Origin of the sequence: Sphingobacterium sp. B29, assembly GCF_001952815.1 — a bacterium.
Classification (GTDB): domain Bacteria; phylum Bacteroidota; class Bacteroidia; order Sphingobacteriales; family Sphingobacteriaceae; genus Sphingobacterium; species Sphingobacterium siyangense.
Window position 1 is genome coordinate 3131329 of record NZ_CP019158.1, and the last position, 20651, is coordinate 3151979.

General features: G+C 35.6%; 17 protein-coding genes. 4 read left to right on the plus strand and 13 right to left on the minus strand.

The window, feature by feature from the left end; translation table 11 throughout:
* Window positions 1–36 precede the first annotated feature (36 nt).
* From BV902_RS13110 to BV902_RS13165, 11 genes are all read right to left on the minus strand, one after another.
* Window positions 37–1884 (minus strand): ORC-CDC6 family AAA ATPase, encoded by a 1848-nt coding sequence (locus BV902_RS13110; protein ID WP_075992325.1) that lies wholly within the window; start codon window positions 1882–1884, stop codon window positions 37–39.
* The gene (locus BV902_RS13115) at window positions 1877–3037 is read right to left on the minus strand and encodes a metallophosphoesterase family protein (RefSeq protein ID WP_075992326.1); all 1161 of its coding nucleotides are present in this window, start codon (window positions 3035–3037) and stop codon (window positions 1877–1879) included. Before BV902_RS13115 ends, BV902_RS13110 begins: the two co-directional genes overlap by 8 nt.
* Window positions 3034–3834, minus strand: coding sequence for a DNA adenine methylase (locus tag BV902_RS13120; RefSeq protein ID WP_075992327.1), 801 nt, complete (start codon window positions 3832–3834; stop codon window positions 3034–3036). Before BV902_RS13120 ends, BV902_RS13115 begins: the two co-directional genes overlap by 4 nt.
* A gap of 64 nt (window positions 3835–3898) precedes the next feature.
* The gene (locus tag BV902_RS13125; protein WP_075992328.1) at window positions 3899–4384 is read right to left on the minus strand and encodes a hypothetical protein; all 486 of its coding nucleotides are present in this window, start codon (window positions 4382–4384) and stop codon (window positions 3899–3901) included.
* A 593-nt stretch (window positions 4385–4977) separates the two neighbouring features.
* Window positions 4978–7800 (minus strand): UvrD-helicase domain-containing protein, encoded by a 2823-nt coding sequence (locus BV902_RS13130; RefSeq protein ID WP_172840680.1) that lies wholly within the window; start codon window positions 7798–7800, stop codon window positions 4978–4980.
* 158 nt (window positions 7801–7958) lie between these two features.
* Window positions 7959–8357, minus strand: coding sequence for a (deoxy)nucleoside triphosphate pyrophosphohydrolase (locus BV902_RS13135; RefSeq protein WP_075992330.1), 399 nt, complete (start codon window positions 8355–8357; stop codon window positions 7959–7961).
* Between the two features lie 6 nt (window positions 8358–8363).
* Window positions 8364–9155 carry an HNH endonuclease gene (locus BV902_RS13140; protein WP_075992331.1) on the minus strand — a complete coding sequence of 264 codons (792 nt, stop codon included), beginning with the start codon at window positions 9153–9155 and terminating at the stop codon, window positions 8364–8366.
* Window positions 9156–9428: 273 nt separating this feature from the next.
* Entirely contained in the window at window positions 9429–9800 is a 372-nt protein-coding gene (locus tag BV902_RS13150; protein ID WP_075992333.1) for a hypothetical protein, read from the minus strand.
* Window positions 9801–9812: 12 nt separating this feature from the next.
* Window positions 9813–10208, minus strand: a complete 396-nt coding sequence (locus BV902_RS13155) for a nuclear transport factor 2 family protein (protein WP_075992334.1) — start codon at window positions 10206–10208, stop codon at window positions 9813–9815.
* 173 nt (window positions 10209–10381) lie between these two features.
* Window positions 10382–10891 carry a hypothetical protein gene (locus tag BV902_RS13160; protein WP_075992335.1) on the minus strand — a complete coding sequence of 170 codons (510 nt, stop codon included), beginning with the start codon at window positions 10889–10891 and terminating at the stop codon, window positions 10382–10384.
* 33 nt (window positions 10892–10924) lie between these two features.
* Complete coding sequence (locus tag BV902_RS13165) at window positions 10925–11404, minus strand: hypothetical protein (RefSeq protein ID WP_075992336.1); 480 nt, start codon at window positions 11402–11404, stop codon at window positions 10925–10927.
* Between the two features lie 977 nt (window positions 11405–12381).
* Here BV902_RS13165 and BV902_RS13170 point away from each other — a divergent pair.
* The 4 genes from BV902_RS13170 to BV902_RS13185 all read left to right on the plus strand — a co-directional run bounded on the left by BV902_RS13170 (window position 12382) and on the right by BV902_RS13185 (window position 18890).
* Window positions 12382–12756, plus strand: a complete 375-nt coding sequence (locus BV902_RS13170; protein WP_075992337.1) for a hypothetical protein — start codon at window positions 12382–12384, stop codon at window positions 12754–12756.
* A gap of 254 nt (window positions 12757–13010) precedes the next feature.
* Complete coding sequence (locus BV902_RS13175; RefSeq protein WP_172840681.1) at window positions 13011–14162, plus strand: TlpA family protein disulfide reductase; 1152 nt, start codon at window positions 13011–13013, stop codon at window positions 14160–14162.
* Window positions 14163–14255: 93 nt separating this feature from the next.
* Window positions 14256–17513: a SusC/RagA family TonB-linked outer membrane protein gene (locus tag BV902_RS13180; RefSeq protein ID WP_075992339.1), complete on the plus strand. Its 3258-nt coding sequence runs from the start codon at window positions 14256–14258 to the stop codon at window positions 17511–17513.
* Window positions 17514–17528: 15 nt separating this feature from the next.
* Window positions 17529–18890, plus strand: a complete 1362-nt coding sequence (locus tag BV902_RS13185; RefSeq protein ID WP_075992340.1) for a RagB/SusD family nutrient uptake outer membrane protein — start codon at window positions 17529–17531, stop codon at window positions 18888–18890.
* Between the two features lie 60 nt (window positions 18891–18950).
* Here the strand turns inward: BV902_RS13185 and BV902_RS13190 are convergent, their stop codons facing one another.
* Entirely contained in the window at window positions 18951–19295 is a 345-nt protein-coding gene (locus BV902_RS13190; protein ID WP_075992341.1) for a hypothetical protein, read from the minus strand.
* Window positions 19296–19663: 368 nt separating this feature from the next.
* The gene (locus tag BV902_RS13195) at window positions 19664–20209 is read right to left on the minus strand and encodes a cyclic nucleotide-binding domain-containing protein (RefSeq protein ID WP_157626058.1); all 546 of its coding nucleotides are present in this window, start codon (window positions 20207–20209) and stop codon (window positions 19664–19666) included.
* Between the last annotated feature and the right edge of the window lie 442 nt (window positions 20210–20651).

The window sequence follows — 20651 nt, forward strand, 5'->3', positions numbered from 1 at the left end:
CACTATCATCACAATAGCTGCTAAAGATCTTCATATTTATAATTCAAAAAGTAATTGAGATTGAATTTGATTGCTGCTGCCTTTATATAAGATACTTGAGAGATTAACACTCTTATATTCTCGCTTTGGAAAATCAAATATAGGATACAAAAGGTAACATAGTCGTAATCTTTTACCAAGTAATCCATTCTTACTAATTCCTTCGTCAGGATCTAGATAAATAATTGCGCCAAGATGCACTCCTAGTTCAATTAATGTAGAAATATGAGGAGATACCCGAGCATCTACAATAAATGAACCTACAGGGTCCATACTAAACTCATCCCTCAATAATTTATCTCTAAAATATTGTCCAATTTTTGTAATAATGTCACCTAAGTTAATTACTACACTAGTGTAAATTTCCCGATTTGCATCCGGATGTGCTCTGATGAGTTCGAGATATTTTTGAGATATATTCTTAATAATTAATGATTGTTTATTTATATCTAAATTAGATTTTTCATTATTCACAGTAGTATTTAAAAGTGAATCTAATAAATTCATCAAGAACCTTGGATTTCCGTCACATAATTCATAAATGAAAGGGACACCATAAAATAAGGAGGGATTTTTTCTTGATCGACGTCCAAAACTTTTGTTAAACTGATACCTAAAAATAACAATAGGTATTATTTTTCTAAAAATTTTATCCTTCTCCTCGATTGATTTAGGCGTAGGATTATTATATGATATATTTTTTCTATCTAAGAATTTTGCAAAACTAGAATCGATAATAGCCAATTCTTTAATTACTTGCCAATAGTATGATCCTTTATCATATTTTCCACTGATTTTGGGTTCAATTTTAAATGATAATTTTAGATTTCTTTCATACGCCGACATTCCAAAAAATTGGTCTGCAGTCGAATCAATGTTTATATTTTTAAGCTTATTTTCCGTCAAAATTCTAGAAAAATCATTCCATTTAGAAGTACAGGAATCGTCATAGTTCCAAGTGCGTATTATTTTATAATCTTCGCCTTCAGAGGCATTTATAGTTTCTGGCGTTAATTTATCAACCAAAGATATAATCGGGCTAGTAACTAGTTTAAAATAAAATCTTTGGTCAACGGATCTCAATTTATCTATTAGCTCAAACTGCAACCACTGTGGACTAATTTCTAACTCGTCAAAACAAAGAGCCCATTTTCTACTTTTACCTTCACAAAACACATTTTCAAAAGAAGTACAAGCTGCTGATAATAATTGATAATAATCATTAAAATAAAATTCAGGAATGTTATCGAGGTCATTTTCTTGTGCGAAACCGAATTTTAATTTATTTATTAATTTATTACAGTATTTAATCCGATTGTTAAGTGATTTTTGAATCGAAAGGAGATTTGGGCTAATACTCTGCTCTATGTCGAAATCTTCAATTAACAATTTACATAATTCAGCTTCTTTCTGTAAGCATAGATTTCTTGATAAGATTTTCTCTGGGAACTCAAACTCTATTAGATATCTAAAGGTGTTAATAGTACAATCTAAAATATTTGTAGTGACTAAAAAGCGAGAAATGATTTCTTTCTTTTCTTGACTTAACATTTCTTGTCTATAGAAATGATCCATTTGCTTTTTCCATTGAATATCTGAAGGGATATAAATTGCTGAAAAAGGTAGTGGTGGAATAGCCTTATTTTTTTGTTTCAAATAATAGTATCCTGGAGTTGTTAACATTTTTAATAGAGTAGTTTTTCCACTTCCTCTAGGACCCATCAAAAGCGAATGATTCATTCGCAATAATTCAGAAAACTGATCATTGCTAATAAATGTTTTCGCAATTTGATCGAAGTTAAGATATCTAGCGTTAAAGGAATCGTTAAAATTCTGGTTAATCATTCTTGGATATTTTTAGACCTATAATTTTTGGTGTATCTGGAAAACTTGGAGCTAATTCAGCATTTAACTCTTCTAAATATTTATTAAAAAGAATCTGTTCACTAGGTGTAAGAAAATCTAATTGTGGGAAGTCGCGTTTTAGGTCGTCAAAATGTAATAAATAAGATTCCTTGCTTTGAAGCCATGTTACACAATTTTGTGCTAAAGTTCGCATATCTATTTGAGCTCCAAATCCAGTAAAGCAAGGGAAATATGTCCCTGTCTTTTGAATCCAGCCTTTTTTTGGTATTAGTACCCAAGACTCAATTTTCCCCTTTGGTTGATTGGGCATTACTTCCATAATATGAAAAGTATTATCTATTCTTAAATCAAAGACATTTTGAGTAGAAGAAAGGCTGCCAGAGCAAAATACTGCGATAGAGTTTCTATAAGTTAGTTTTGGTTCATGTTTATGACCATGTATAACAACCTGAAAATCGAAAAACTCTAAGGTTTTAACCAAATCATCACCATTACTTATCAAATCACTATCAGGATTATCTAAATTCCCATGATTCAAAGGATGATGGTGACATAATGCTATTTTATAATCAAAGGATTTCAAATTAATACCCTTTAATTCTTCTTCAATTTTCCGTAATTGATCCTTTGTAACATTTGAAGATCGACTACTACCTTTGTTTCTATGTGAGTGACAGCTGTTAAAAACAAGAATCAATATGTTATCTTTTTGTACAATGCAAAAGTCATTCTGCCAAAACTGATTATGTAGTTCTAAGTATTCTGGAATAGGATAATCTTGCTCAAATTCCTTTAAAACACCAATTGGATCCTCCTCATCTTTGCACATTATATTGACATCATGATTGCCAACCGTAGCTATCAAAAGTTTAGCATTCATTGCTGATTGAATTTTCTCTAAATATTGCCAACCAGTTGCGAGGCCTTGTCGGTCCGCTTTATCAGCAATATCTCCAGGACATAAAATTATATCGCATTTGATTTGTTTATCTTTAATAAGTTTTTGCAATGCTTTTATAGGATTCATTAATGGACTTCCAGTTACATCATCAGTGTATAAAAGCGTTGATTTCGTCCCATTTTCTGAGCCTGAGTGTTTACAATGTAAGTCGCTTATGATTGCAATTCTCATTTTTCGATATTAGTTATTATAACTTCTTTTTCAACCTTTCGATGTTGCGCAAAGCCAGAGATATTTCTAGTGGTATTTACTACTTCAGAATTCCAGTCATCACTTAAATCCAAAGATTCGTCACAAAGTGCATAACTTAGCACAAATTTTGCACTTCTATAGTTGATTTCTGATAATAACTCCTTTAATCTTTTTATATCATTCGTCCCAAAACTATCTGGCCCATATTGATTGAAAATCCTCCGATTCTTAATAGCATACGGTGGGTCCAAATAAACAAAATCTCCTGCGTTGCAGTTCTCAAGAACTACGTTTTCAAAGTCACCTTTTATAAATACGGCTTTTTTTAAAAATTGAGAAATTTTTAGGAGAGTTTCTAAATCAATTATATGTCCACTACTAGGGGAATAAGGAACATTAAATTGGCCAGAGTTATTGGTTCTATAGAGGCCGTTAAAACAAAAAGTATTAAGATATAAAAAAAGAGCCGAATTATATATTCCAGTTTTTCCTTTATTATATTCTTTACGTATTTCATAATATTCATCTTTTCCACATGGGAATCCAGATAAAATTTCGTGAATTTCTTCTGGATTCTCTCTAATATGTTCATATGTTTTTATCAAATGAGCATTTGTATCCCCCAAAACTGCTGAATTAATTGGTAATTTAAAAAACAATTGTCCGGAGCCTACAAAAGGCTCTATATATGTTTTAATATCATTCGAAAAGTATTTTTCCAGCTCAGGCAAAAGTTTCTTTTTGCTACCTGCCCATCTAAGGAACGGTTTTGGCATTGTAAATTGAATTGTATGAAATGCGAAGATAATAATTAATATTCGTCAACAAAAAACCATTGAATTATCGGCTCCAATTCCATTCATTTGATTTTATTTGATTTAAATCAGATGATGAATGCCCGAGCCACTTTCCCTTAATTAGATTATTGTCGATAATTTTGAGCTCAAAAGCGCCATAATATCCAAATTCATTTTTTTTATCATACCATGTACCAAGTAAATTCATTCCTCTAATTTCACCAAAAACCGCATATTGTTCATCATTGTTAGAACGAAATTCTCCATAAAAGTACTTTCCAAATTGACTTATTTTTAATTCACTTTTCCTACTAACTTCTGGTACATACTTTTCACTGTCATTAATTTCCCAGAGTTGAATCCATAAACCACAGATATCTGGAGATTTAATTCTATAAATAGATCTAACTGGAATATGGCTCAATGTTTTTATTAAATGGGGCGCTAAATTTAAATCAAGTAATGTCTTTAGGAAAAAACCCATTATAAACGGTACTAAAGGAACAAAAATTGAAAAATCAAAATTCATAAAGTAAAAATATTTAATATAAAAAGCAATATAAAGGCTATTTCTATTATTATATCAACAAATATAAATATAATACACTTTCAATTTTTTGAGTTACGAGGCATATCTTAAATTTGCTATTTTATAAATTATCATAAGATATTATAATTTCCAAGATTAGATATTCTCAATAACTTTAAAAATGAATTTCTAAACTTATAAATTGAATAATTTAGAAAATGCGTTTTGCCAATTAAAATTGAAGAAGAGGTTAATAATATATCCAAAAACTTTTGAACGCCTTAAATCGCTAATATAATATTTATATTTTATAGTAGCAAATACTATTCTCAAAATTATACTTTATTAATTTAAAAATGGATAATTTTGTTATTTTGATGGTTAACGGAGGTTGTCATGTCAAGATAGTATTTTACGATATAATTTTTTTGCTTATTTATTATTCCAAGTACAAAATAACAATTGGAGTTGGGGATATGCTTAAACTGGAAAGAGGTTTTTAACCCTAAAACACAGATCAATTACCCGCCAGCTACTGCCGCAATCGTTGTTGGACAGCCCGGGGGGCGCAATTCCATTGAGCTCAGTCTCAGTTAAATTCCTAATACACTCATTGAATATCGTTGCTGATTATTGCCCTTTTCCGGTGTTGATTCGGAACTTGTGTCTTTTAAAAAGCATGTATAGTCACACCCATATTTATAGTTTCTACAACCAAACATTTGTGATATGCCGAACTTGTTCGAAATATTTTTGATGAACTGTAATTCACCATCGCATTTCTTGCATAGCAAAGTTTCCATCTGATAATCAACGTGCTCATTATATATTTCACGTACAAACTTAGATTGCCTATTCTTATCAGCTAAAAAATAGAACTTTTCTTTTGCTCTAGTAAGCGCCACATAGAACGCGCGACGTTCTTCGCCATTAGGATAATTATCATCACCGCTAAGTAATAGATTAAGTATTTTATCGTCACTTAATTCTGCTGGGAAACCGAATTTCCCAGTTTCACAATTGATTAAAATTACTATATCACTTTCTAAACCTTTAGCCTTGTGAACGGTTAGGTAATTTATATCTCTATCAAACAACAACTTATTATCTCTAATAATGTGACCTTCTATATCTATCTCCGAATCAATGAGTAATGTTTTAATATGTAGCTTTCCTTTTTCTTTAGCTATAAAAATCTCTTTACTTTCTTCTATCTGGTTAATATCGAAATTATATCTACCTAGGATCGTAATAGATTTAGATGTTAAATCTTTACCATATTCAATGTATAGCTCTTTTAAGATATTTAAGATATTCAAGTTAATTGGTTGTCCTTCACTTTTATTATAATCGAATCTTACATCCGTTTTGATTGATCTACCAGCTCGAAGTTTCTTTGCTCTCTGATTAGGGTTTTTCAAAACAAATTGAGAAGAAATACTGATCAATGGGTCAGCAAAACGATAAGTAGTTTCAATTCTTTTTGTAACTGTATGTCCAAAGAAATTTTCAAAGCGACTAAATAAGGTTAAGTCGCTACCTGTAAATCTGTAAATTGACTGCCAGTCATCACCTACAGCAAACAATTTGCAATACTTTTGTTTTTTTAAAGAATTTAATAGTTCATATCTATTTATAGAAATATCCTGGAACTCATCAACAATGATATATTGGTATTGGTGAATAAATGAATTATTTTCAACCTTTTTTTTAGCGTAATTGATTAAATCATTAAAATCTATTTTCTTTTTACGTTCTAATTCTTGTTGATAGGAAATGAATATTTTTTGAATGATATCAAGCAACTTTTCGTTTCTTTTAATTAAGCTATAGTCATAGCTAAACATCTCGATATTACTCGATATTATTTCCTCAAAAGATTTGTTGTTAGATTTATATAATCCAATAAAAGTCTTTATTAGAGTAATGACTGCATCAATTTCTTTTCCATAAGCTTCCTGTATAATTTCATAGACTTCTACATTAGATTTGGGTTTTAGTTTTATTCCATATGATATAAGGTTATTTATTAGATTTTCTTCTATAGAATTGTTCTTAAATTCATAACTATATGATTTTATGAGATTTGTATTGTATAAATTGTGAATTTCATCCTTCCATTCCATAATATTTTTATAATAGTCTCTGGAAGACATTCCATCTTTGGACTGAAAAAACTGCGGCGTATTTCCTTTTTCATCTATGCCATAATGTTCCAGGTAGATTATATTTTCGTTAGGATTCAAACATGATGATATCAGTGTTTCATTATAGCCGTTCATAAAAATAGCGAAATCTGGTCTGTATCGCTTTTTATGTTTGTCATAATTCACATCAGCGTCGATCTCCTCTTGATAAATGTAGGGGCTCTCATAACTATATTCCACACCATTAAGAAATAAGAAATTAGCTATGAAGCATTCTTCAGCGCTTTTTACATATTCATTATTTAAGGTTTTTTTTGTGCTATTTTTACTGAACCTTTTCTGGGATAGCATGCCCTTGATTGATTGGAATTCGCTATCTTTTAGATAATTCATGTAGTCTTTATAACTTTCAAATTCATTTTCATTTTTAATCTGTCTTAAATCATTGATTACAAAATCATTGAAAGATGATAAATAATCATTTTCAGCTGTTAATCGATGATGAATATCCACTATTAGTTGTTCAGATTCGTCAGGGGACATTATATCCACAGGTCGGTCATTTTCTTTTATAATTTGGTATGCAAGAGAATGAAACGTTCTGCATTCTACACCTAGATAACCTAACTTTTCCTTTAAATCATCTGCACTTTTTTTTGCAAAGGACAAAAGCAATATTTGATTTGAAGAGGTAAGATTGTTATTCAGCAAATAATTTACTTTTCCTTGTACGGTCGTTGTTTTTCCACATCCGGCGCCAGCTATTACAAGGATATTATCGTCATCATGTAGTATAGCATCAATTTGTTGTACATCTAGTGGATTTGAAAGAAGTTCATTAAAATAGTTTTGACATCTTAACCTTTCTTCTTCAATAAATGTAGTATTATGAGTATTACGTAAACTTTCTCCTTCTTTTAAAAATTCAAGTATCTTTTTATATGCAATATGAAGATCATTGTTTTGAACATAGTGTTTAGGTATAGATACGATTGGAACGGTCGATTTTATCTCATCGAATTTATTCAATAAATCAGTAAATGAACAGTACTTTTTTTTGAAGGTTAAAGTGTTGTAAACTAAAATGTTGATTTGATTTGCGTACAACGCTAAATGCTCATCATATTCTCTTTGTAATTTTTGTAATCTTTGTTTTTCAGCTACTATTTTTTGTTCATTAATCTTGGCTGTTTCTTTCTTTTTTATATATAGTAAGTAACCGTATATGCAAAAAAAAGCTAGGACTATAATTACAAAAATCATCTGCATATTCATGTGTTAATTTAAGGCTATTAATTGAGGAAATATACGATAATAAACTGTTGATCCAAAGGTAATAATAGCCAATATCTTCTAGGCCCACTTGCTTTTTGGAAGATGTTTCTAAATTCCTTATTTTTTGAATGTTATAATTTTATTCTTTCCTCCTAAAGATTGTAGAAGTTTTTATTCAAAGCATTTGCAATTGGAATATCTGCCGGAGCAAGCTTCCATTTCAATAGGTCATTAATTTTCACCCATTCAAGTTGGTCATGATCAGTGGACTCAGTTGCTATACTTTCAGTCTCGCAGATGAAAGAAATTAATTCGATAGCACCGTTATCGTAATGATGTACAGTATCGAAAAAGTACTGTTTGATTTCGACCTTCAAGTTGAGTTCTTCAATCAGTTCACGAAGCAAAGATTCTTCATAAGATTCACCATCTTCAACCTTGCCTCCAGGAAATTCCCAATAGCCACCTAAAGACTTTTCTGGTTTCCGTCGACAAATCAGAACGAGATCATCTTTAAATATAATTCCGCAAACAACTTTAGTTATAGCCATGATCAACTATTTGATAGTTTTAGTCTTTAATAATTGTAGTAATTCATCCAAACTCAATGTCTTATTTCGTCGTCTGTGAACCATGGAGTGGCAGTTGGGACAAAGTACGATCATATCCGTTAGGGGATTAACCACGCGTTCACCTTCACCATTAGATAATGGCTTGGTGTGATGTACATGTATAAAACCGGCTCCCCATTCGCCATAAGCTTTCTCGAAATTAAAGCCGCAGCCCATGCAATTTAATCCATGTATTTCTATGGCTTTTTCACGAAGCTTAATGTCTCTTTCATATTTTGTAGAGTAAACCAATTTAAGTTTGCCTTCTGAGTTGGTATAAGATTCAGAGATCTCTTGCTCACTATCATTAGTTGCGTTGAAATTATTTAGATCTGATAGAACGATTATGCTATTGAATGTTTCTTCATTGACCGGGCGAACGCCATCGCGCCAATAATTTTTAAGTCTTGAACTAGGAATTTTCTCAATAAATTGACCATGTTGTTTAGCAAGTACAGGATAGGAGAAAGGCTTAAAATTTATAATTTCAGCATAATAATCATTTTTCTTAGAATCATTATCCTGCTTAATTTCTCCAATCTCTGCAATTCCAAAATAATGAGGATCACGAGTCATTCGCTTTGAAGCGAATGAGGAATCCTTCATTCGACCTTTATAGTAAACGATAACAGCTCCTTTTGTTAAATATTTTAAATAACGTTTTGGGAAGTGATACTCTCTTCCTGTATTATCCTTCCATTGGGAAACGTCATTTTCAGTGATGACAACGTAATTCATTAAATATTAAATAAACTTAAATAGTAGTGGGAGGAGTATTGTCGTCGCTAGGCTTAAGAGATTTTATAATAACTCTTAAAATATCATTTTGCTCGCGTAAAGCCGCGGTGTGATCTCGTTTGGCGACGAGATATCTATCAAGAAGACTTGAAAGAACCAGGTACAGTCCGTAAAGACAGATTGCAATAAATCCTCCGTAAATAAGGTACATGAATAATCCGAATGAGAACATAATTTATAAGTTTAGTGGTTTAGAATTGTAAAAAATTATTACTAGGTAAAATCTATAGTACAGGTGTTACCATCGATTTTTACAACATTGTAAGGATCGTTATGTCTCAATCCAGCTGCGTAAGGAATTGCCATTTCTATTAGCTTGAAAGGATCTATATGCTTTAAAACAATTGTTTTTTTCTCCCCCAATTCCATTTTTGATAACAATTCCAGAATGTCATCGCTCTCTTGCCAACTTGCAGGCTTATAAGCTATTTTAACAGGGCTTTTATTCTTATTGAACAAAAGTAGATCACCGCTTTCTACCTCAATGCCGCCGATACAAACACCCTGACTTGTATTGTAAAGGTAAATGGACTCAATCCTTTGACCTTCAAATGCTTCTTTTACCCAGTCTATCGCTTTTTTCATATTTGTACTTTTTTAGATTATATCCGTTAACCTAATTATCTTACCATCGTCAGAAAACTCAAAGATCGACTCCCCATTCAAGCTTATCTCTTTACCTTTTTTCAATCCATTTGGAAAATCCATCGCCGCGATCGCTCTGTAGGTAATTGAGATATCGGTAGTACTATAATTATGAGTTATTGACTCAATGACTTGTTCTCTCTCGCTGAAATAGGAGAGCGCCTCAATAGCCTGTTTTTTAAATTCTTCAACACCTTGCAATTCCATCGTTTTCTCACCATTCATAACATTCTTGAAAATAATATCATCAGAAAAATCTGCTATCATATTTTTCGCATCCATCTGATTATAGGCCTCGACATATTTGAAAATCTTTTCCGTTCTTTCATTTAAGACGGATGCGCTCATAAGTTTTGGTAGTTGGTTTCCCATTTATTTGCTAGTAGGTGTTTACACTTTTTCCGTATGCGCTTTTCTATTCTAAATCTGAAAATATAGATCCAAAGCGAGTATTAGCTCATCTCGCTGCCATCCAGGATTACGCTTTTTTTTTCATTTGACTTTTCAATTTTGGCCCAATTTCATTCGGTATCATACCTATTCTGGATAAAACTGCATGTCTCAGCGAAAATGGTCGATACACGTGTATAAATGATTCCTTTAAGCATATCAGGTCTATTCATTTCTTGGTGAATTTTATTTAATTCATATTGCACTATATCGAATTCATCGTTGGTTAGCTTTATAACTGGAAATTGTTTCAAAAGATTAATGGCGGAAGAAGACAGAAATGGTATGTTATCAATAATGCTTTTGTCCATTATCAAATAATGGACAAAAGTTTTTTTCTTAAATTTCCATTGATATAACTGCCCGGTAAAAGCAAAACAAAGTTGAAATTCAGGTACCGCGCAACCAGAAGAATAAACGTCTTTATCTGAAGGGAATAAAAGGACATAACAAAAGTTGTCGATTTCATTATCTCCAACTAGTATTTCGTCGGTTTCCCAAATACCACTTGAAAATCCCTCTATTTTTCTATTTCCGAAAGCAATTTGTCTAATACTTACGTCAGATATTTTCTTTGTCATTTTATCCTCTATTTTGTTTTTCCTCAAATTCTTTTAGATCTTTGATCTGAAGTCAATTACTCCATAAAACTTCTTTAGAGTTACTAAGAGGTCTAATCCTAGATTATCAACAAAGTTTAGAACTTCTTCAATTGGGGCCTTCTTATTGTTGTCATTCATATACTTAGAAATTTTCCCTGCGGGTATATTCGTCTCGATTTCAACATCTTTTCTCTGGAAAGTATAATTTCCAAAAAGCTGAGCAGCAGGAGATAGGCCCTTTAGTTTGTTAATTAGACGATTTTTTGTTTTTCTTGGATATATTCGATCTATTGTTGAATTGAATTCATCTTCGGGTATGCCAGAAAGGTAATTGGCAACATAAACTATTGGAAATACTTCATCTGTATAAGGTATTGCCGTAGCTTCATGACTCAAGGCATTGATCCTATCTGTAGTAATTCCAGTAATGCTTGACAATCTTGATTTATTTATTTTAAGCTCATCTAAATAGGCCCCTAATGGTGTGTTCATAATTATTCTTATTTTTATACGATATTTGGTTTAAATATTTCCATTTATCGTATATATTCCTTATATTTGTGATAGTTATTATAGCGACATAATTGAGAGGCAATTGAGCTTCTCTTACGATTGTCACTCGTGAACGAAACCGTCAAATTCCACATGAGTAGATCGTGAGCTCGCTTTCTATTGGATTTTATTATCTTTGTATATATTTAGTTCAATAGAGCGATGCTCATGTAAGTCTTTTGTGGACCCATAATCTCGGTTATGGCGGCTCTTGACGGTGCCAGTTCAGAAGCTTTGGGTATCGCTCTTTTGGTTTTAATCCAATTTTGCTTTCCTGAACTTCTCCGAGTGTAATCGTTTTAATAAATAACTACTAACATTATGACAAAACGATTTAAACACCGTCAAAAATGCCAGGCTTACCTCAAGGACGTAAGTATTCGGTTTTCCAATTTAATTCTCATTAGTAAGATTATCCGGGCGCCAGAATAATCAGTTAAAAAATATAAAACCAAAATAGGGGATAGCGGCATCCGCTTAATAGCTTGTGCCGAAAAGGTGTAAACTAGAAAGGCCCTTAGACTAGGTTTTCCCGATCTGTATTCAATACACTACACCCTTAATTTTGTGTAATTAATAAAATTGCTCTTGCGAGACTTCTAACACCTTAAATGTAGCACTTTTATTCCTAAACAACAAAATTAAATACTATAATTTTGTATTGTTATTCTATACTAAATAGGTCGGGTTTTTATTTCTTTCCGAGAGGAAGCGCCATAATAACCCCTATAGATGACTTGTAACCAATTTGTGGGCGCTTTGCGGATCTGTTAATTTTTTCTTGTTGGACAAGCAGTATTAAAAAAAAAATCCTGCGAATGACAACCCTTTTTAATGCGATAAAATCGCAATTGGGGAAGCTATGCCCGTTTCAATTCATCGGGTAAGGCTCAAGTCATCTTTATTGAACCTATAAAATGAACCAAAAATATTCAAATGTGCTGGCTTTAGAACTTGCACTTTATGAAATCCATGATAAGGGATATGATCCTATCCAAAAAATAATTGACTTCTGGGAAAAGTATAACCTCATAAGTATTCAGAATACAATCAATCTGTTATTAAAAAATCACACGGATACGAACTATATGAACGAAATCTATGTAGTCAGCCATAAAAAGGTTTTTTCAGCTGACCTGTTTCGTTTATTAGTCGCCTATTTTATGGCGCATACCAATCCCGTTTCAATCGATAACATCGATATATCCGATGCGGAGACCACCCAGATCAGTAGGCAAGAACTCTCGATCACGAAAAGGATTCATGAGTTTTTTGGAAGAATAGCAGATTAACCTTAACAATAAGCAGATGAAATACAGATCAAATCTGATGGCTGCCTTATTGGATAAGGTAGCATATCAGGCATCTATTAAGGATGCCGAAAATAATAATTTAAAAAAAAATGCAATACGCATGGGATAAAAAGTACCTCTTTAATTGTATAGTATATAGCTTGAGGCAGATAATGTCGGCATGTACCCCTGTGCCGGTGCCAAAGAGCGTAAAGGGAATGTTTACCATAAGGACAATTCTAATCCTGTTCCTTATGATGTTCAGTTTTCATATGTTTAGTTTATCAGCTCAGACGCCCCGCAAGGACAGCGGGGCGGAAGGGTTGGCTAAAATTATCCCGCTCAAGATAGGAGATACCATACCTGAGGAGCTGTGGAATATGCCGCTCGAAATTATTAAACCTACAGCGCAAAATGCAACTGGTACATTAGCAGACTATAGAAATCAGAAATTATTAATCCTAGACTTTTGGAATACATGGTGCAAAAGCTGTATCAAACTGTTTCCAAAAGTGGATTCTTTGAATGCCGAATTCAATGGTAGGCTATCCATCGTGCCAGTAAGTAACGATCCTTCGAAAAAGGTAATTCCCTGGATGCACGATAAAGAGATCGTCTTAAAATCTACGAATGTGCTGGGAGACAATGATACGACTGCAATTGGCGCATATTTCCCTAGAGAGATTCTACCTCATGTCGTTATCATAGCTGATAATAAGGTAAAAGCAATCACTTTTCCGGAATATATCAATAGGAAAAATTTAAATGATATGCTACATGGTCGCGATGTGCTGATAAAAATGAAATATGACGACCTCAATTTTAACCCAAGGTATCCATTATTTGTCAATGATCTTAATGGCCCTGAGAACAACTTTAAAAGTAGATCCATCTTTTCTGGATTATTAGATGGGATACCTTCCATGTACTTATTGTCCCACGATAGTTTGAGAAACCGGATTATCCTAAAGATGGTAAATAATGTTTTTATGAATAGTTGGGTGGCTGTTTATCCGGAAGCAGCGATGTATGCCAATAACCAGATTATCTATCCTTCTGATCAACAAAAATTAATGGATTCGGTGCTTACCTATGAATTGATTTTTCCTGCCGATGCAGAGGGCAGGCTTCGTGCCAAAGTAAAGTCTGACTTAGAGTCTTATTTCGGCTGGACTGCAGATACCGCCATTCGCGATATACCGACACTTGTATTTGGTGAGACAACAGATGCCAGGAAAAATGCGACCCAAGATCTGGCATTTAATCACCCTGTGGTACTGGACAAGCAACGGATGTCACTTCGGGGATTGATCTATTCCATCAATATGGATCGCGAAAGAGGTATCTATGCGATGCCTGCAAAGACAAATGTTCTTTTTGATGAAAAAAAAAGAATGGCAGTTTAAATCGCTCAAAGAAATGAACCGCTGGCTTAAAAGGTATGGTATCACTGCAACCATCGAAATGAATAGGGTGAAACAACTAATTATCAGAAAACTATGAAAATTTTAAAACCGATTATAAACCTGATTTTGCTTTTTACCTTTTTGATCTTACCGCTTGCATTTGTGCAAGGGCAGCAAAATGTCTATATTTTTAAAGGGAAGGTGATCGACAGCCTTACAAAAAAGGGAATAGCAGCTGTATCCATTCGCGATATCGCTACCGGTCGGAATGCTACGACTGATCAAAAAGGGGAATTTCAGATCCAATACCAATCTGCTCCTAAAAAAGCTGTTGTTTTTAGTATACTGGGGTATGAAACAAAAGCCATCAACGACAATGGTGTTGGAAAGTACCTCACTGTTGAATTAGCACCAAAGGAACTAAGGCTTGAAGAAGCGACTGTTTCTACAGGCTACCAGATCAAACCGCGTGAACGGGTGACAGGCTCATTTGAACTTGTGGGGCGAAGTCAGATCGATCGCAGGATCCATCAGAACGTACTGGAACAGCTGAACGGTCGTGTGGCATCGATACGTTTCGATGTACCCAATGTCTCTTCAAACGTGACGCCGAAAATGAATATACGTGGGCGTAATACGATCTTTTCCAACGATCAGCCCTTGTATATATTGGATAATATGGCTTATGATGGCGATATTACCCTGATCAATTCGAATGATATTGAGAGCATTACAGTGTTGAAAGATGCTGCGGCATCTTCGATATGGGGGGCTAGGGCTGGGAATGGTGTTGTGGTCATTCGAACCAAATCAGGGAAAGCAAATGATCGTCCTACAGTCAGTTTCAATAGCTCTTTAGCCTATACACCAAAGCCAGACCTTTCTCGGTTAAAACGCATATCAAGCTCAGATTTTATTGATTTTGAAACGATGCTGTTCAACAAAGGATACTACGATAGTCAATTGACTCGGCCATATCCAGTCGCACAGACGCCTGTTGTTGAAACACTGGTTCTCCTACGGAATGGACTGATTGATGCCCAGACTGCATCCTCCCGGATAGATAAGTTAAGGAAAATAGACGTGCGTGATGATGTCGAAAGGTATCTTTATACCAATAAATTGGTTCAGCAATATGGTATAAATATTAAGGGTGGCAATAATGTACTCCGCTATTTCCTTTCGGCCAATTATGACCATAATAAGGAGGATAAGGTGAAGAATTCCAACAATCGCTTTTCCATTCGTTCTAATACGAGCTACCAATTGGGTAAAAAGTTGGAATTGACGAGTAATATTGTGTTTAGCCAGAAGACCCTAACCAATTTATATCCATCGACATTAAATGACTTAACAAGTTTCTCGCTGGGATCGGGTAAATTTTTATATCCCTATGCCGAGTTGGCCGCTGAGGATGGTGCTTACTTGTCATTACCCAATGGTCTTCGCGATACATTTAAGAAAAGTGCGATGGAGAAAGGGCTCTTGGATTGGACGTTCACACCTTTGGATGAGATTTATCATAATACAAGCAATGCTACAAATAAGTCTACGGAGTATTTATTTAATCCTTCGCTGCTGTACCGTCCCATCGAGGGAGTGTCTCTTGTTGCCAACTACCAGTATCAAAAACAGGTCGGTGATCAGCGGACGCTACGGGATCGAAATTCATACGATGTACGCAATTTGATCAACCGCTTTGCGCAGGTCAGTGCAACAGGCGTGGTCTCATTCCCAGTTCCTGTAGGCGATATTTTGCAGACCGAGGCAGACGAGCAAAGGAGCCAGCAAGGGCGCATACAGGCTAACTTTGAGCGTAGTTTTGATACAAACCATCATCTAGACGCCATGCTGGGTATGGAAGTGCGGGAGAATAAGATTGTCGACCATAGTAATATCGCCTATGGCTATGCGGAGCGAGGTCTAGTAAGTGTACCTGTGGATTATGTGACGCGTTATAAATATTATGATGCTAGCGGGAGTGGCAATATTCCTTATGGTGTCAGTATGACCTCCACGACGTCTCGATTCTTCTCGTATTTTGGCAATCTAGCATATACTTATAAAGGGAGGTATAGCCTTTCTGGTAGTGCTCGTGTCGATCAATCCAACTTATTTGGTGTTAAGACGAATAATCGAAAGGTACCGTTATGGTCAGTGGGTGGTTTATGGCATATTCATCAAGAGGACTGGTTCAAAACGGATTGGGTAAATAAATTGAGCTTAAGATCCACGTTCGGCTATAGTGGGAATGTTGGCGATGCGGTTGGAATTACAACCATTACGCTTTCGAATGCTTACCTCACCAATGCCCCAAGGGCCGATGTGCAGAATCCGCCCAATGAATCACTTCGTTGGGAAAAAAATAGACTGCTTAATTTTGGACTGGACTTTGGATTTTTTAAAAATCGACTTTCGGGATCGCTCGAGTATTATGCAAAACGGAATACCGATCTTTTGAGCAATAGCGATATCGACCCCACCACAGGGCTGGGAAACCTGTCGGGCAAAAGTGTCTTTCTTGGGAATGTTGCCACTACTACCGGTAATGGCGTGGACTTGACCTTAAATACGGTCAATATCCGTCAACCGAAATTTGGTTGGGAAAGTACAATTGTCTTTAGCGTCAACCACTCCAAAGTGAAAGAATATTATAGTCAGTCTACAACTGCGCAGAGTTACATCAACTCCAATAACGCCGTAACGCCATTGATCGGGTATCCGGTATATACGGTGTTCGGTTATCAATGGGCAGGGTTAGATCCTGAAAATGGAATGCCAAGGGGGTATCTTGACGGAGAAATTTCTAACGAGTATAGCAAAATAATGAATGCACCTGTCGGGACATTAGCCTATCATGGACCAGCAAAAGCGACGGTATTTGGTGCATTGACGAATACATTGCGGTACGGTGATCTGTCGCTGACTTTTAATCTTGACTATCGGTTTGGAAGTTATTTCAAACGCTCTAGTATATCTTATGGTATTATGGCAACAAGTTGGGCGGGGCATGCTGACTATGCCGATCGGTGGCAGCAACCTGGTGATGAAAAACGGACGGATGTACCCGTATTGGTATATCCATTCAATGGAAATGCAACATCTTTTTATATCGGTAGCTCAGCTTTGGCGGAGAAAGCAGATTATATCGCATTGCATGATGTTTATCTAGACTACACCGTACGACCTGAACTCCTGAAAAGGTATGGCATAAAGTCGCTAGTGTTGAAAGGCTATGTTTCTAACCTGGGATACCTATGGCTAGCCAATTCGAGAGGCTTGGATCCCTTTTATGAGAATGCAATCAGACCTCAAAAAAGCTTTACGCTGGGACTAAATCTAACTTTTTAACTTAATTAAAGAACGATGAAAAAATATCCTATTAACTTCAAGATCCTATTGATCTTTTTGCTTTTAGCATTAGCGAGCTGTAGCAAAGGTTTCTTTGAAGAAATCAATAATAACGGGCTTGTTGTTCCTGAAACAATCGAAGATATGCAGGCATTAATGGATAATACCGTGGTGATGAATGGGGCAACGGTAAGTGGCGGCGCACCGCTGCCCGTTCTCGGAGAATCTTCGACCGATGATTTTTATTTTCCCGATGACCGGGTGAACAGATTTCAACAGGTATTAAGAGACTTATATCTTTGGGCACCTGAATATATGGACGACGAACAGACAGTACTGAACTGGATGTTGCCCTATAAGACAGTCATGTATAGCAATATTGTATTGGATAACCTTAAGAAAATTGGGGCGCAACATACAGTTGCGGCCGATAATGTTGAGGGAAGCGCTCTTTTCTTTCGTGCCTACATCTATTTTCATCTTGCACAGATCTATGCTGTTCCGTATGGCTCAAACGCAGCATCCGATTTGGGACTTCCCATGCGTTTGACGAGTGATATCAGCTTACCTTTTATACGACCTAGCTTAGCGGAAACGTACAAAATGATCATTGAAGATGCGGAAAAAGCATCGGAACTATTGCCTAATATCCCGCTATACAAAACGAGGCCATCAAAGGCGGCTGCATATGCTTTATTGGCTAAGATACATCTGGTGATGGGAGCGTACGAAAAGGCAGGGGAGAATGCACGCAGATCAATAGCATTGAATAATAAAATATTGGACTTTAATGCCGTCGATAAGAAATTGGAGTATCCGATGCCGGTGCTAAATGATGAAGTTATTTTTCACATCAACATGATCAACAGCGTTGTCAACTGGGAGGGGATCGTTAGTGAAAATCTTTATGGATTATATCAGGATAGCGATCTCCGAAAGCAATTATACTTTTCGCCAAACGGAGCTTTTATTGGAAGCTATAGTGCTGGGAATGGACTATTCGGTGGTTTGACTACCGCGGAAAATCTGTTGATCGATGCAGAATGTAGTGCGAGAGAAGGGGGCTATGTACAGGCACGGCAGAGTTTGGAAAGATTGCGCATGAATCGGTTTGTGAAAGATCAATATAAAGCATTGGACATAGCGGACAATCAGCTGCTGTCAGAAATTATAAGTGAAAGGAGACGGGAACTCGTGCTAAGGGGCGTCACCTGGTCTGATCTAAGAAGGTTAAATCAAGATCCTAACTATGCTAGAACGATGTATCGTGATTTTAGTGATAAGAGGTATGAACTTAAACCCAATAGTTCCCGCTACACATTTCTGATCCCGACAGAAACACAATATTCTACGGGCACCCCGCAGAATAAACGATAAAAATAAAGCTCCTAGACAGTCGTATCTAGGAGCTCCATCTTGAAAATTCTAAAGCTGAAATTAATTGGAGTAACGTCTTATATCGTGTGGAGTAGCTGTAGATTTCGGAACCCAATCTCCGTTTGTATCTTGTTCAAGGTCAGACTCCGCGTAGCCTGAACTACATATCGGACCTGAAAGATTTGGACAATTATAAGGGTTACTGCCTTCCTCATGTTTATTTTGATCTGGATCAGCAATCGGCATCGGTTGGCCGGAGCTATCAAATTGAAAATAAACATATTCTACCAGCTTCTTGGCAGTTGGGGCTTCTTTTTTGTTCATTGCTTTAACGACGAAAAAAGCTCCTACAAATAATGCGAATAATGTGGCGACAAGTAGTCGCGTGTTTTTTAATGTAATCATAATTTTTTATGCACTTATGTGCTTTAAATAAGTAATTTGTGTTGTTGTTTCTTTTTGTTTGCTGCGGAACCGCCTGCCAATAACAGTTGGATTTCCTGGATAGTCTTGCTGCTTACCGACATCTCGGGAATAGGGCAAATTTTCTTTTGTGCTGTTTCATAACGTTGTTTTTTATTGGAGCATTTCAGATAGCAATTCACCTGTACATGTTACTTTCTTCGATTAAGCTTATTTACATTGTTCTGCTTTATCCGAGCTGCTATTACAAAGTTCTAGAGCAGCATCTTGTCAATATTGGGATTTTAAAGACTAAGTTTTGTGTTTACACCGACAAAAGATTTTGAAAGGATGTCCAAAAGATTGGGCCATTAGCAATCATGATCCCGCAATAGGCGGCGGAGTAATTCACTGCTTATTCCCATAAACCGGGCGAGTTCATGATGCTTCACATAGCTTCTGAGGTCGGGATATTTATTGAACACAAAGTCGAATTTATCTTGATTGTTTAACGATAACAGCTTATGCCGATAGTCCAAATAGGTCTGCTGTTTGTCTGTGAGATTGGCATAGAGGTAAAAAACTTTCGGGTTGTGCGCATTGATTTCCTCCAGTTGGCGGAGTGAGGTGCGGTAGGTGCGGCAATCACTCAGCGCGATAAACTGATAGCGGTGTTTATGATTGGGGATCATCAACGATTCGCCAGCTAGGGCATAGCGCACGGGACAGGTCTTCTCATATTTCCCAAAGATGCCATCAACGATCAGGTAGAGCTCGCCCCAGTCGTTGATGAGTCGTTCTCCTGGGCTAAAACGCTCTTCTTCAAATACAGCAGATAATTCAGGGATTTCATGTTGCCATTGGGGATCAATGTCCCTAAAAAAGGAATCGAGCAGGTAGTCTTTACTTTTCTTCATAATTAAGTATTTGGCAGTAATTGTTCGTTTAAAATAGGCCGACAATTTATTAAACTCAGCTGGCGATGTCAATTTTTGGGAAATAAAGGGTTTAACCAGGGATGAACGCTGCTGTTGCAGGGACAAATTTAGCTTTTACCATTTAATTGCAGTGCAAAATCCCTTTTATCCCATAGAAAGACTTTATTTCCCATTTATTTTTTGTTTAAAAGGCAATTTTCATCTTTGTCACGCTGGCCGGCAAATGGAATAAGAAATGCTCTTAAAGGGGCAACGGGAATGACCTGACCCGGATGGTTACAGGTCGACAAACTAAGGATAAAAATGGAAATAGAAACCGAAGTTGCGGAACCCATCGTCTTTGTCGGAAGCTCCATTATGGAATTCTTCTCCGAAGACCCGCCACTGATTGATCTGGGCGATGACAAATGTTGGCCCGAAT

Excerpts from the sequence above, each read along its gene's own strand:
- BV902_RS13120 (WP_075992327.1), bottom strand. The coding sequence starts at position 3,834 with ATGCCAAAACCGTTCCTTAGATGGGCAGGTAGCAAAAAGAAACTTTTG.
- BV902_RS13190 (WP_075992341.1), bottom strand. The coding sequence starts at position 19,295 with ATGATTACATTAAAAAACACGCGACTACTTGTCGCCACATTATTCGCA.
- BV902_RS13130 (WP_172840680.1), bottom strand. The coding sequence starts at position 7,800 with ATGCAGATGATTTTTGTAATTATAGTCCTAGCTTTTTTTTGCATATAC.
- BV902_RS13170 (WP_075992337.1), top strand. The coding sequence starts at position 12,382 with ATGAACCAAAAATATTCAAATGTGCTGGCTTTAGAACTTGCACTTTAT.
- BV902_RS13150 (WP_075992333.1), bottom strand. The coding sequence starts at position 9,800 with ATGAAAAAAGCGATAGACTGGGTAAAAGAAGCATTTGAAGGTCAAAGG.
- BV902_RS13160 (WP_075992335.1), bottom strand. The coding sequence starts at position 10,891 with ATGACAAAGAAAATATCTGACGTAAGTATTAGACAAATTGCTTTCGGA.
- BV902_RS13115 (WP_075992326.1), bottom strand. The coding sequence starts at position 3,037 with ATGAGAATTGCAATCATAAGCGACTTACATTGTAAACACTCAGGCTCA.
- BV902_RS13165 (WP_075992336.1), bottom strand. The coding sequence starts at position 11,404 with ATGAACACACCATTAGGGGCCTATTTAGATGAGCTTAAAATAAATAAA.
- BV902_RS13125 (WP_075992328.1), bottom strand. The coding sequence starts at position 4,384 with ATGAATTTTGATTTTTCAATTTTTGTTCCTTTAGTACCGTTTATAATG.
- BV902_RS13110 (WP_075992325.1), bottom strand. The coding sequence starts at position 1,884 with ATGATTAACCAGAATTTTAACGATTCCTTTAACGCTAGATATCTTAAC.
- BV902_RS13195 (WP_157626058.1), bottom strand. The coding sequence starts at position 20,209 with ATGAAGAAAAGTAAAGACTACCTGCTCGATTCCTTTTTTAGGGACATT.
- BV902_RS13140 (WP_075992331.1), bottom strand. The coding sequence starts at position 9,155 with ATGAATTACGTTGTCATCACTGAAAATGACGTTTCCCAATGGAAGGAT.
- BV902_RS13175 (WP_172840681.1), top strand. The coding sequence starts at position 13,011 with ATGATGTTCAGTTTTCATATGTTTAGTTTATCAGCTCAGACGCCCCGC.
- BV902_RS13155 (WP_075992334.1), bottom strand. The coding sequence starts at position 10,208 with ATGAGCGCATCCGTCTTAAATGAAAGAACGGAAAAGATTTTCAAATAT.
- BV902_RS13185 (WP_075992340.1), top strand. The coding sequence starts at position 17,529 with ATGAAAAAATATCCTATTAACTTCAAGATCCTATTGATCTTTTTGCTT.
- BV902_RS13135 (WP_075992330.1), bottom strand. The coding sequence starts at position 8,357 with ATGGCTATAACTAAAGTTGTTTGCGGAATTATATTTAAAGATGATCTC.
- BV902_RS13180 (WP_075992339.1), top strand. The coding sequence starts at position 14,256 with ATGAAAATTTTAAAACCGATTATAAACCTGATTTTGCTTTTTACCTTT.